Consider the following 12639-nt stretch of genomic DNA (forward strand, 5'->3'; position numbering starts at 1 on the left):
AGCACGGCGTCATGCCCGCATGGCTGCCGCGCCTCGGCGATCCGGTGGTGAAAGAGCTTGCGGTCTTCGTTCATTCGCTCGGCGGCGGCGAGTAGCGGATAGGAGATCCAGGCGGCCGAACGAGAGCGGTGTGGCCGGCGCAACGACTTCCCTCTGTGAAGTTGTTCACTGCCGCGGACGGGTCAGTGGCTCCCTTCTTCCGAAGAACTTCGGCTGACGAGCCGGGCACTTGGAGGCGGGTTGCGCCAGACGGACCTCAGCGTGCCGGCGTTCACTGCGGTGCTTGCATCACCACCATCGAGACGGCGTTGTGGGAAAGATCCGAAGTCGAACGGACGCGCGTCAATCTCTCCACCCGCCGCGTTTCGATCGTCTGGAAAGAGGAGGTCGCTGGAAAGCGCAGCGACCCTGGAGAACTGGTGCGCGCGATCAGCGAGCGCGGCTACGAGACGCATATCTTCACGCCCGGTGAGGGGGAAGGGGATGCCGTTCTGAAGCAGTTGATCCGTGCGGTCGCGGTGTCGGGCTTTGCTGCTGCCAACATCATGCTGCTTTCCGTGTCCGTCTGGTCGGGTGCGGACGCGGCCACACGCGATCTCTTCCACTGGGTCTCGGCCATGATCGCGGGGCCGACGCTGATCTACGCGGCCACTTCTTCTATCAGTCCGCCTGGAATGCGCTCCGCCACGGGCGGACGAACATGGACGTGCCGATCGCACTTACCGTCACTCTCTCCTATGCCATGTCGAGACGATCGGCCATGGGGAGCATGCCTGGTTCGACGAGACCGTGACCCTTCTGTTCTTCCTGCTCATCGGCCGGACGCTCGACTATATGATGCGCGGCCGCGCACGATCCGCGGCCTCGCACGGCTATCGTCGCGTGGCGCGACAGTCCTGCATGCCGACGGCTCGCCGGAATATCGCGCCGTCGGTGAGATCGAACCCGGCGAGCGACTGATGATCGCTGCTGGCGAAGGGATACCGTCGACGGCTGCGTGGTATCGGCACCAGCGACCTGGACCGCTCGGTCGTCAACTGCGAGAGCGAGCCGATTTCGGTCAGCTCGGGTGACGCGGTCGCGCAACTCCTTCCTTGTCGAGATCATGGGGCTGATGGAGGCGGCCGAAGGCGGGAGAAAAGCTGGTGTCATCCACCGCGCGGATGATGGTGATCCAAACAATCGATTTTACTAATCATCAAGTGTGCTCGATAGAAGGCAAGGCGAAAGAATTCAAGTTAGTGCGGGCGTGTGCGCCAAAGACTCCGGGCATAGTCAAGGCGATGCAATAGTCAACATCGGGCAACCCCCTATCAACTATCAAAGACGTTCTGAGAGGAGACGATGACACGCACTCAAAAAGAGAAGATGCTCGCAGGCGAGATGTACAACGCAGCGGATCCAGAAATCCAAGCCGACCTGCTGGCCGCTGGGGCTTGGCTGAAGCGCTACAATAGTACTTTGGGCGATTCCGCCGAGCAGTGGCATTTGTTCCTCCGCGAACGGCTAGGCGAGGTTGGGCCTGGAGCGGTTATCCGTCCGCCCTTTCACTGCGATTACGGCTTCAACATCAGTATCGGAGCCCACGCCTATATGAACTTCAACTGCGTCATCCTCGACGTGGCAAAGGTGACGATCGGCGATGGGACCGCAATTGGGCCTGCTGTGCAGATCTATACCGCCGATCATCCGGATGACCCCGAGCAGCGGCAGGCGGGGCTGCAGCTCGGGCGACCTGTCCTCATTGGCAAGCACGTATGGATTGGCGGTGGCGCGATCATCCTCCCGGGCGTGACCATTGGCGATCATGCGGTCGTTGGCGCGGGAAGCGTAGTCACGCGCGACGTCCCTGCGGGCGCAAAAGTAATGGGAAGCCCAGCTCGGGCAAGGGGCTGACCTTCGGCTCCTTGGTCGCGCGCTTGCCAGATGGTTCGAGCTCTCTATGCGCTCAGCCGAAAGTATCCTGTGATGAGGCCGCGACGCTTCCCTGCGTACGTTCGGGGCACAACAGAAGCAGGACCAGCCACTGAAGGCACAGGAAATTGACCACCGTTAAAACTTGAATAACAACCAACATGCGAAGGGGATATCGATGCCGATAATTATGAGTGTTCTGGGATTTCTCATCCTTTCTATTGTGCCAGCTCATGCATATCTCGACCCCGGCACGGGCAGCATGCTCGTTCAGGGCTTGATCGGTGCGTTGGCGATCGGCGGAGCAGCTGTCTCCGGATACTGGAATAAGATCAGATGGGCTGTCAGATCTTTTTTAGGCCGGGAGAACAATGGCAAGAATGGCGGAAAGTAAGTTGGTGGCGGCCGCACCGAGACCCGGACGCGTCGCCGGTTCCTTTAGAGATCCGTCTGGTCAAGTCTTCCACTTCCAGGATCGCATTCTGCGGACAATGGATTCGGCTGCTGCAATCGAGTTTGCCAGTGCTGAGAGAGTAATGCGACAGCTCGTGGATGAAGGGCGACTCGTCGACTTCTCAGACGCGGAGCCGAGCCTTCATCAGCTTTTTCAAGGGAATATTGCTCGAGTTCTGCAGCATCCCCTCCTGGAGCAAATCACCTACCCATACGAGTGGTCGTTTGCTGGATTGAAGGCGGCGGCGCTTTTTCATCTTCAACTGCAGCTTGATCTACTTGATCAGGGTTTTTGCCTGTCGGATGCGACCGCTTATAACGTTCAGTTTGAAGGGTCACGACCAACTTTCATCGATCATCTGTCTATAAAGCCGTACCGCGATGGACAGCTTTGGTATGGACATAAGCAGTTTTGTGAGCAGTTCCTCGTTCCACTGTTACTACGATCCGTTTTCGACATCACGCATCACAGCTGGTATCGCGGCAACCTCGAAGGGGTGCCGAGTGCGGATTTCGTAAAGCTGCTGAGTACCCGACATTGGTTTTCCCACAAGTTGTTCATGCATATCATTTTGCCTGCAAAGCTGCAGTCATCTAGGACATCGCAGACCAAGGTAGATCTTGGAGACTCTCGTGCGAGACGGCTTCCTAAGGATGCCTTCCGCGCCATGCTCGCCCAACTTTACAGCTGGATCAGCGGACTGAAAGTTGATGTTGGAAAACAATCGGTTTGGCAAGGATACGCTGCGAACAACACGTACACAGCTACCCAGAGAAGCGACAAAGGGCAGTACGTCGCAGAGTTTGTCGCTCAACACAAGCCGCGAACTATAATCGACCTTGGCTGTAATACCGGTGACTTTAGCTACGTAGCTTTGGAGAATGGTGCACAGAAGGCGATCGGCTTTGATTTCGACCCGCACGCGCTCGACGCCGCGTTCGACCGGTCAGTTCAGACATCAAAGAACTTTCTTCCACTCTACCTTGATGCACGTAATCCATCGCCGAGCCAAGGGTGGGGCGAACGGGAGCGTCAAGGGTTCAGCTCAAGGTTTTCGGCAGATGCTGTTCTGGCGCTAGCCTTCGAACATCATTTGGCAATCGCTCACAACGTTCCCCTTGCCGAGGTTGTCGCATGGGTGACCCAAGTTGCACCAAAGGGCATTATCGAATTCGTTCCGAAGGAGGACGAGACTGTGCGACGCATGTTGGCGGGTCGAGAGGACATCTTCAGTGACTACAACGAAGAAGCTTTTGCAAGCGCGCTCAGCCAGAAAGCCCGGGTGGTGAGCAAGCACTTAATATCCGGCAGCAAACGAACGTTGTACACGTTCGAAAGGTCGGAGTAAGCAGAAATGAAGCGAATCGTCTTACTGCTATCACCTCTGGTAATCTTGCTTAGCCCGATCATTGACGCGTTTCAGGGAGTGTATATTGACCCCAGAAGCGATGCAGGGTACGCCGTCATCGCTTGTGTGGCCATAATTGGACTCGCCCTGGGCATGATTGCAACCTTTTGCTATAAAAGGGGAGCTGTTGGCAACGTCGTAACAGCAGGCACACTCGCCGTTACCCTTTTCCTTTTTGGCGATCTTTCATACGGTGTTTTCTGGAGACTAGCAGACCACATAGGAATGGGGGGCGCCGCCGCGTTGGCGTTCGCTGGACTGGTTGTACTTATTCTGGTCCTATTCAAGCTCATGGCCGCTGTGCCCCGTATGATGGCCGCATTTGCCGTAGCCCTACTGGGCTCTACAGTTCTTGATCGCGGCTTGATTACTGAGGCGAGCGCCGAAGAATCCGCGCCGGCCGTGATTTATATCGTGACTGATGAAATGATCGGCATTTCCGGGATTGACACAAGATTACCCCATGGAGCAGAAGCCAAAGCCGCATTGTCGCGGGTTTTCCAGAAACATGGGTTCCGGCTCCATTCCAAGGCTTTCAGTCGCCACATTCTGACTCAGGTTTCAGTACCAGCCGCCTTGAACATGGACTATTCTTATAATTTTCCCGGCGATAGATCGCATTATGCCTACCCGGGGGAGGTAACAAAGTTCAAGGAACTGTCGTTATTCAATCTGTGGCATCGACAAGGGTTATCCGTCAATGTCTTCCAGTCTGCTCATCTTGATTACTGCAAAACTGAAGCGCTAGTCGACTGTCACACCTTCGCATCATTTGACGGAAGTAGATTTATTCAACGGCAGCGGATCGAGGGCGGCCCATACCGGGACGTTCCACCCGCTTCCGCTTCGCTGGCGGATGTTAAAGCGCTGATCGAGGGAAACAGGCAAAGCCTTGCAATGGCAGCCGTTGGCTTCGTGGCCTCCAACTTGCTGGAGACGAAGGAAACGGCACTACAAGAATGGCACCCGCGGTCTTACGACCAACTAGCCTTCCCTTACTGGCTCGGACAGTTCCAGAACATGATTCTAGATAAAGGTCGTGGAAACGCCTTTTTTGCTCATTTTCTATTTCCGCATAGTCCCTCGGTCTACAACAAAGATTGCAAACCAACGAACCGTTGGGTTGAGAGGTCATATCTTACAGAAGTCCGCGGGTTGGCAGGTCAAGAGCTAGATGAAGCGCGGGTGAAAGAATATGGATTCTACTTCGCTCAAACGCTGTGTCTTGCCAAGCAACTAGATAAGTTCTTTAATGCGGTTCTTAGCGATAAGAGATTTCAGGACGCTACGATAGTCGTTCATGGCGACCACGGCTCACGTATTTCTGCGGGTAGAAATGTCGAGACTATGTCTCCGAGGGATTACGTCGACAATTATTCCGCTCTTTACGCTGTCAGAAAGCCCGGCGTGGCGACGGGTACGGACTATAGGCTACACTCGGTTCAGTGGTTAAACGCTTCTCTGTTCCGTGGCAATGTATCAGAGGTCGCCCCGACCGTAGTAGGATCTATGCAGGGTAAATCTGACGATTCAGCATTGTACGCACCCATTACCGACCCAGACCACGTTGCTATAATGCCGATGCATGACTTTGACGCGTCCCATTGATCAATCGCCTGCATCGAAGACTCATCGCTTCAGCGGGCCTCCCATTAGTATCCCCACGGCCCACACACTTTCTGGGCTCCGCACCGCAACTCGCCGCTTCGAATGCGCAACCCGAAACGGTTGGAGCGAAAATTGGATAAACTTGCGGGCAGGGTCAATCGCTCTCGGCTTGCGAAAGAGCTAATCTCCGCGCTGTCGAACCTAGGGCAGCTTGCGCGCCTACGAGTATACGTCGAAGAGTCAGGCCAACTGGCTCGCGTCAGTCGATCAAGAGATACTTGACTATGTTTCAGCTATTTAGGGACGAACACGCTACCTTAGAAGCTAGAAGCAAGTCTGTGTGGCCACGGTCCGTTCGGCCGCGCAACTCGACGTCGACAAACGCGCCCTTGCTCCGAGGGTAGGGGAGGGAATGGACCACCGGCGATCTCGGGTACGGAATCAGACCGGACAGCGTGGTGTTGCCTGGAAACGGACGCGCTTTGCGTCTCGTTCGGCAAAGCTGGGTGTACGACCGCCCGCCAAAGGATCAAGGCTCTCGACTATCCTCTCTCGAACAACGTCGTGAGCCGACGACACAACGTGGTTCCGAACGAACGAGCAGCTTCACTGAGTAGCAACCGCCGATGGATTGTTCAATGTACGCGCGGCACGAGGCAGCACCTTCACGCCCATTGAGACCTGCACGACGGTCGCGGTCCCGAACTGCATTGCGGGATATGCCGGTAGGCGGCTTTCTCAAATTTTTGGTATGCTCGAAGGGTTCACGCGATGACACGATCATGGAGTGATCGAAGGGTCAAATGCGACACCTCGAGATGGTGAGCACGCCCCGCGGCGGGAACTTTGACTTCATGAGCCTGGCTCGATGAGGTGATATCAAGCATCATAAATAGGTGCGGCCACGGCCCAGCAATTCGGACTTCACGAGTCCCGTTGCTACGCATCGGAAACATCGACGCGATAGTGATCGCGAGCAACTGATCATGGCAGTTGCCTTAAGCGGGGCATCCAGGTTATATACTGGTACGCCATAATACGGCAGGGCGGATTCGTTCTCGTGCGGAACTTATACCTGGTTGGGCGAATTTAAACGAGGTGAGCCGATGAACGATGCACTGGCAGGGAATGCCATTCGGGTAGAGCGTCCGACAAAAACATTGAGGGAACTGGCGCTCGACAAGGTGCGGGACGCTATTGTCGACGGTTATTTCAGACCGGGTGATCGCCTTGTCGAGCGCGATCTGTGTGCGCGACTCGGTGTCAGTCGTACAATCGTCCGTGAGGTGCTGCGGCACCTCGAATCCGAGGGCCTCGTCGCGAACTTGCCTAACAAAGGGCCGATCGTCGCGCGTCTAGATCTGAATGAAGCGAAGCAGATCTACGAAATTCGCGGCGCCCTCGAAGGGATGGCCGCCCGACTTTGTGCGGAGCGAAACGACTCGACCGTTGTTGCAGCCCTTGAAGCGTCCTTGGAAGGCATCCGCCAGAGCTATGCTGCTAAGGATATGCCCGCGGTTCTCAATCACACTTCCGCATTCTACCAGACGCTTTTTACCAAGGTCGATCGCCACGTTGCCTGGGGCGTCGTCAGCCTGCTGACCGTCCGGATCAACCATCTTCGTTCCATGACGATCAAGACTAGAAATCGAGACGTCGAAGGACCGGCACAGATGGAAAGGATCGTTGAGGCCATCCGAAAAGGCGACGGCGAAGCGGCTTACACGGCTGCCCTTGATCATGTCGCCAGAGCTTCCGTCATCGCGGAGGCCGTACTCTCAGCGCAGCAGACGGGCGACTGACGAGGTTACGACTACGATCGGCGACGAAGGCTGACTCTACCCACCTCAGACTGGCTGTCAGATCTGCTCGTTGGCCATGAGCCAACTGGCGCCTCCTTTCTTCTGATTGCAGTCGTTGGGTAATCCAAAGCGTTTGTGCAGCATGATGTGGCGGTCATTGCTCGATGAAACATCCTTCGGGTTGTGCCGCCGCCTGAACACCATCCCTGAACGCCTCAGAATCGCCGCTTAACGTGGCCGCTGCTGACGTGCTCGGGTTTGCGCACGATGCGCATCCCCCGCATTCCGCTGCAAAAAACCGACCGCGATCAACGCGCTCGGTTTGCGTTCGCCCTCAATCGCAAATTTTTTCCTACCAAAATCGGGCACTTGGCCGGAATTCGGGCTTTGCGTTGAAGAGCCACTTGACTGTGTTATATGATGGCATACCATAAGACCAAATAGCTCACAGGAAGGATGTCCTATGCCCGTTCAGATCCGCAAGACGCTGCTCCAGATGGAAACGACCCTAATCGAGGGCGGGAAAGCCGCCCCTCAGCCGTTAAAGCTGTTTTCGGCGGTGGCGGTGTTGAAAAATCCGTGGGCTGGGCACGGCTTCGTCGAGGATCTGAGGCCGGAGATTCACAGAGCGGCACCGGTACTGGGCGAGCTTTTAACTAGGATGATTATCGATGCCGTTGGCTCCGCCGAGGCGGTTGAAGCTTATGGGAAAGCCGCCGTGGTCGGGATCGATGGCGAAATCGAGCATGCCTCGGCGCTCATCCATACCTTGCGTTTCGGCAATCATTATCGCCAAGCGGTTGGCGCCAAATCATACCTGGCCTTCTGCAATACGCGCGGCCCTGCCAATGCCCCCATCATGATCCCCCTGATGGACAAGAACGACGAGGGGCGCCGTTCGCACTACCTGACAATCCAGACCGCAGTACCCGATGCCCCAGCCGCCGATGAAATCGTGGTGGCTCTTGGCGCCTCGACTGGCGGACGTCCTCATCACCGGATCGGCGACCGTTACGAGGATTTGAAGGAGCTTGGGCAAGATGTCACCAATCCGGCCGGTGTCTGAGCGGCGGTGGACACCTCGATGCAAACGGTTACATCACACACATCCGGGGAGGGCGGCGCCTCCCTTCCGCGCAAGACCACTGCGCGCGGCACCGCCTACTTCGAAGCCGGCGATGGAGAGACGTTAATCCTCATTCACGGCGTCGGCATGCGCCTCGAGGCTTGGGCGCCCCAAATCGAGGCTTTCGCAAAAACCCACCGGGTTTTCGCATTAGACATGCCGGGGCATGGCGCAAGCGAAAAAATCCCAGCGGGCAGCACGTTGCGGGACTACGTTGCTTGGTTTGGCTGCTTCCTGGAAGACCTGAGCATCGCACGGGCGAGTATCGCCGGACATTCGATGGGTGCACTTATTTCCGGAGGCGCGGTGGCAACTTTTTCCGACCGGATCACTCGTGTCGCTTACCTCAACGGCGTTTATCGCCGCGACGCCGCGGCGAAAGCTGCAGTCCTGGCGCGCGCTGAAGCTATCCGTGAAAACGGGGTCGACGCGGAAGGGCCTTTGGAGCGGTGGTTCGGCGAGGATCCGGAGAGCCAACGTGCTCGAGAGCTAACACGAACATGGTTGGAGATGGTCGATCCGGAAGGATACGCGATTGCCTATGCCGCCTTTGCGGGGGGCGATGAGATCTATGCAGACTGCTGGCCGTCCGTCGAATGCCCGGCTCTCTTCCTAACGGGCTCGGGAGATCCGAATTCGACACCGGAAATGGCCAAACAGATGGCGTCTGTGACGCCAAAGGGATGGGCACGCATTGTCGATGGTCACAGACATATGGTCAATCTAACCGCCCCCGAGATCGTCAACGCGTTGATGTCCGAATGGCTGACTTCCAGGGAGAAACCGAGATGACTGCGGAAGTTTTCGACCCGAGAGCCTTGCGAGACGCGTTCGGCGCATTTGCAACCGGAGTGACGGTGGTGACGGCGAGCGATGCGGCAGGCAAGCCAATCGGCTTTACGGCCAATTCCTTTACCTCTGTCTCATTGGATCCGCCGCTGCTGCTCGTTTGCCTTGCCAAGAGCTCGCGCAATTATGATTCGATGACTTCGGCAGGGCGTTTCGCCATCAACGTCTTGTCCGAAACGCAAAAAGACGTCTCGAATACATTTGCCCGCCCCGTGGAGGATCGGTTTGCAACGGTCGATTGGCGGCTTGGCCGGGACGGCTGCCCGATATTCTCAGATGTGGCGGCCTGGTTCGAGTGTTCGATGCAGGACATCATCGAGGCGGGCGATCATGTCATCATAATCGGTCGCGTTACCGCCTTCGAAAACAGCGGCCTCAATGGCCTGGGTTACGCCCGGGGCGGCTACTTCACGCCGAGGTTGGCAGGAAAGGCGGTTTCCGCTGCCGTTGAGGGAGAAATTTGTCTCGGTGCGGTGCTCGAACAGCAGGGCGCGGTATTTCTGGCAGGCAATGAAACCCTGTCGCTTCCGAATTGCACCGTCGAAGGCGGCGATCCTGCGCGCACGCTCGCCGCCTATCTCGAACAACTGACCGGGCTGAACGTCACCATCGGATTTCTCTACTCGGTTTACGAGGACAAGAGCGATGGTCGTCAAAACATCGTTTACCACGCGCTTGCCAGCGACGGTGCACCACGACAAGGCCGGTTTCTCAGGCCGGCGGAGCTCGCTGCGGCCAAGTTCAGCAGCAGTGCGACCGCCGATATCATCAATCGTTTCGTACTCGAAAGCTCTATCGGCAATTTCGGCATGTATTTCGGCGACGAGACCGGCGGCACGGTCCATCCGATCGCGAAGAAGGACGTACACTCATGAAATTCTCACTCTTCGTTCACATGGAGCGCCTGGATGCTTCGCAAGACCACAGGACGCTTTACGAAGAATTCATCAAGCTGTGCGAAGTCGCCGACAAAGGCGGCATGCACGCGATCTGGACCGGTGAACATCATGGAATGGAGTTCACCATTGCGCCGAATCCCTTCATAACGATTGCCGACCTTGCCCGCCGCACTAAGACCGTGCGGCTTGGAACCGGCACGGTGATCGCGCCCTTCTGGCATCCGATCAAGCTCGCGGGAGAAGCCGCAATGACGGATCTGATCTGCGAGGGTCGCCTCGACATCGGAATTGCCCGCGGCGCCTATTCCTTCGAGTACGAGCGGCTGCTGCCGGGCCTCGACGCCTGGAGCGCTGGGCAGCGCATGCGCGAACTCATTCCGGCGGTGAAGGGGATCTGGGCGGGTGATTACGCCCACGACGGCGAGTTCTTCAAGTTTCCGGCCACGACCTCGTCACCGAAGCCGCTGCAGAAGCCCCATCCGCCGATATGGGTTGCTGCGCGCGACCCCAACTCGCACGAGTTTGCCGTTTCGAACGGCTGCAATGTGCAGGTGACGCCACTCTGGCAGGACGACGAGGAGGTTCGGAGCCTGATGGGACGGTTCAACGACGCCTGCGCCAAGGATCCAGAGGTCCCGCGCCCGAAGATCATGCTGCTGCGGCACACCTATGTCGGCTCCGACGAGGCGGATATCGCGCAGGCAGCTCATGAGATGAGCGTATACTACAATTACTTCTTCGCCTGGTTCAAGAACGAAAGACCGATCAGACAAGGCCTCATTGATCGGATTCCGGACGAGGAAATTGCCGCCAATGCCATGCTCTCAGGCGAGGCAATGCGACGCAACAACGTCGTCGGCGCAGCCGACGAGGTCATCGCCCGCATCAAGAGCTACGAGGCAATGGGATATGACGAATATTCCTTCTGGATAGACACAGGCATGACCTTCGAGCGCAAGAAGGCTTCGCTCGAACGCTTCATCGCCGATGTCATGCCAGCATTTGCGGAGTAGGGCACATGCAGCGCTTCCAGTGTTACATCAACGGTGAATTCGCAGACGGCGAAGCCCGCTTCGAAAGCATCGATCCCACCACCGGCCGTGCCTGGGCAGAGATGCCAGAGGCACGGGAAGCGGACGTCAATCGTGCCGTCGAGGCTGCACGTATCGCCCTTCACGACCAGTCATGGTCCACACTGACGGCCACGCAGAGAGGCAAGCTCCTCTACAAGCTTGCCGATCTCGTCGCTGAGAATGCCGGAAGACTTGCCGAGCTGGAGACCCGCGACACGGGCAAGATCATCCGCGAGACCTCGTCGCAGATCGCCTATGTCGCCGACTACTATCGCTACTACGCCGGGATCGCCGACAAGATTGAGGGCTCCTATCTGCCGATCGACAAGCCCGACATGGATGTCTGGCTGCGCCGCGAGCCGATCGGCGTCGTGGCCATGGTCGTGCCGTGGAACAGCCAGCTTTTCCTTTCGGCCGTAAAGATCGGTCCGGCACTGGCGGCCGGCTGCACCATGGTGGTGAAGGCCTCGGAGGACGGGCCGGCGCCGCTTCTCGAATTTGCCCGGCTGGTGCATGCGGCGGGTTTTCCCGCCGGTGTCGTCAACATCGTCACCGGCTTCGGCCCATCATGCGGCGCGGCGCTCAGCCGCCATCCGCAGGTCGATCACATAGCCTTCACTGGCGGGCCGGAGACGGCGCGCCAAATAGTCCGCAATTCAGCGGAAAATCTCGCCTCGACCTCGCTCGAGCTCGGCGGCAAATCGCCCTTTATCGTCTTTGCCGACGCAGATCTTGAAAGTGCGGCCAATGCCCAGATCGCCGGGATCTTTGCCGCGACCGGGCAGAGCTGCGTGGCCGGCTCACGGCTGATCGTCGAAAAAAGTGTCAAGGACCGCTTCTTGCAGATCCTAAAGGCCAAGGCAGAGACAATTCGCATCGGCAGCCCGCTCGAGATGTCGACGGAGGTGGGACCGCTCGCGACGGAGCGCCAGTGCAACCACGTCAAGGCCCTTATCGCACGCTCGCTGGCTGCTGGCGCGAAGCTGGTGACCGGAGGCACAGCGCCGGAGGGCACCGGGTTCTATTATCGCCCGACCATTCTCGATTGCGACGGCAGCGCATCGCCGTCCCTCGAGAACGAATTCTTCGGTCCTGTGCTCTCGGTTCTGTCTTTCGAGACAGAAGCTGAAGCTCTCCATCTCGCCAACGGCTCCCGCTTCGGCCTTGCAGCCGGGGTCTTTACGCAGAATCTCACCCGAGCGCACCGCCTCATGAAGGGAATTCGCGCGGGAATCGTCTGGGTCAATACCTATCGGGCGGTCTCCCCGGTCGCGCCCTTCGGCGGCTTCGGGCTCTCGGGTCACGGGCGTGAGGGCGGCCTGGAGGCGGCGCTCGACTATACCCGGAGCAAGACCGTTTGGCTCAGGACGTCGGACGATCCAATTCCTGATCCCTTCGTGATGCGGTGAGAGCGATGTTTTACGAGATCCGCACCTATCGACTGAAGAACGGCGCCATCCCCACCTATTTGAAGGTGGTCGAGGAAGAGGGGATCGCCATCCAGAA

10 protein-coding genes and 3 pseudogenes are annotated in these 12639 nt (G+C 57.8%); all 13 read left to right on the forward strand.

Annotated elements, in window-relative coordinates; all coding sequences use genetic code 11:
• Positions 1–95: pseudogene (locus FB009_RS31935) on the forward strand (cytochrome-c oxidase, cbb3-type subunit III); the annotation flags it as partial.
• A 73-nt stretch (positions 96–168) separates the two neighbouring features.
• A pseudogene (locus FB009_RS31940) lies at positions 169–1138 on the forward strand (heavy metal translocating P-type ATPase); the annotation flags it as partial.
• Between the two features lie 206 nt (positions 1139–1344).
• Positions 1345–1896 carry a nodulation O-acetyltransferase NodL gene (gene nodL / locus FB009_RS31950; protein ID WP_011970947.1) on the forward strand — a complete coding sequence of 184 codons (552 nt, stop codon included), beginning with the start codon at positions 1345–1347 and terminating at the stop codon, positions 1894–1896.
• 196 nt (positions 1897–2092) lie between these two features.
• Positions 2093–2308, forward strand: coding sequence for a hypothetical protein (locus FB009_RS31955; RefSeq protein WP_011970946.1), 216 nt, complete (start codon positions 2093–2095; stop codon positions 2306–2308).
• Entirely contained in the window at positions 2286–3716 is a 1431-nt protein-coding gene (gene noeA / locus FB009_RS31960; RefSeq protein ID WP_127582344.1) for a nodulation protein NoeA, read from the forward strand. The genes FB009_RS31955 and noeA overlap by 23 nt, the downstream gene beginning before the upstream one ends.
• A gap of 6 nt (positions 3717–3722) precedes the next feature.
• The gene (noeB, locus tag FB009_RS31965; RefSeq protein ID WP_018210196.1) at positions 3723–5384 is read left to right on the forward strand and encodes a nodulation protein NoeB; all 1662 of its coding nucleotides are present in this window, start codon (positions 3723–3725) and stop codon (positions 5382–5384) included.
• A 1106-nt stretch (positions 5385–6490) separates the two neighbouring features.
• Complete coding sequence (locus FB009_RS31975) at positions 6491–7186, forward strand: GntR family transcriptional regulator (RefSeq protein ID WP_018210195.1); 696 nt, start codon at positions 6491–6493, stop codon at positions 7184–7186.
• Positions 7187–7649: 463 nt separating this feature from the next.
• Positions 7650–8252 carry an amino acid synthesis family protein gene (locus FB009_RS31985; RefSeq protein ID WP_011970941.1) on the forward strand — a complete coding sequence of 201 codons (603 nt, stop codon included), beginning with the start codon at positions 7650–7652 and terminating at the stop codon, positions 8250–8252.
• Positions 8253–8270: 18 nt separating this feature from the next.
• Entirely contained in the window at positions 8271–9104 is an 834-nt protein-coding gene (locus FB009_RS31990) for an alpha/beta fold hydrolase (RefSeq protein ID WP_018210193.1), read from the forward strand.
• Complete coding sequence (locus tag FB009_RS31995; protein WP_018210192.1) at positions 9101–10036, forward strand: flavin reductase family protein; 936 nt, start codon at positions 9101–9103, stop codon at positions 10034–10036. The genes FB009_RS31990 and FB009_RS31995 overlap by 4 nt, the downstream gene beginning before the upstream one ends.
• Positions 10033–11073, forward strand: coding sequence for an LLM class flavin-dependent oxidoreductase (locus tag FB009_RS32000; RefSeq protein ID WP_011970938.1), 1041 nt, complete (start codon positions 10033–10035; stop codon positions 11071–11073). The genes FB009_RS31995 and FB009_RS32000 overlap by 4 nt, the downstream gene beginning before the upstream one ends.
• 5 nt (positions 11074–11078) lie before the next feature.
• Positions 11079–12542, forward strand: a complete 1464-nt coding sequence (locus tag FB009_RS32005; RefSeq protein WP_024312491.1) for an aldehyde dehydrogenase — start codon at positions 11079–11081, stop codon at positions 12540–12542.
• 5 nt (positions 12543–12547) lie between these two features.
• Positions 12548–12639 (forward strand): annotated as a pseudogene (locus FB009_RS32010) (NIPSNAP family protein); the annotation flags it as partial.

Source organism: Sinorhizobium medicae (assembly GCF_007827695.1).
Taxonomy (GTDB): domain Bacteria; phylum Pseudomonadota; class Alphaproteobacteria; order Rhizobiales; family Rhizobiaceae; genus Sinorhizobium; species Sinorhizobium medicae.

Coding starts and splice junctions, on each gene's coding strand:
- nodL (WP_011970947.1), top strand. CDS start 1,345: ATGACACGCACTCAAAAAGAGAAGATGCTCGCAGGCGAGATGTACAAC.
- FB009_RS31955 (WP_011970946.1), top strand. CDS start 2,093: ATGCCGATAATTATGAGTGTTCTGGGATTTCTCATCCTTTCTATTGTG.
- noeA (WP_127582344.1), top strand. CDS start 2,286: ATGGCAAGAATGGCGGAAAGTAAGTTGGTGGCGGCCGCACCGAGACCC.
- noeB (WP_018210196.1), top strand. CDS start 3,723: ATGAAGCGAATCGTCTTACTGCTATCACCTCTGGTAATCTTGCTTAGC.
- FB009_RS31975 (WP_018210195.1), top strand. CDS start 6,491: ATGAACGATGCACTGGCAGGGAATGCCATTCGGGTAGAGCGTCCGACA.
- FB009_RS31985 (WP_011970941.1), top strand. CDS start 7,650: ATGCCCGTTCAGATCCGCAAGACGCTGCTCCAGATGGAAACGACCCTA.
- FB009_RS31990 (WP_018210193.1), top strand. CDS start 8,271: ATGCAAACGGTTACATCACACACATCCGGGGAGGGCGGCGCCTCCCTT.
- FB009_RS31995 (WP_018210192.1), top strand. CDS start 9,101: ATGACTGCGGAAGTTTTCGACCCGAGAGCCTTGCGAGACGCGTTCGGC.
- FB009_RS32000 (WP_011970938.1), top strand. CDS start 10,033: ATGAAATTCTCACTCTTCGTTCACATGGAGCGCCTGGATGCTTCGCAA.
- FB009_RS32005 (WP_024312491.1), top strand. CDS start 11,079: ATGCAGCGCTTCCAGTGTTACATCAACGGTGAATTCGCAGACGGCGAA.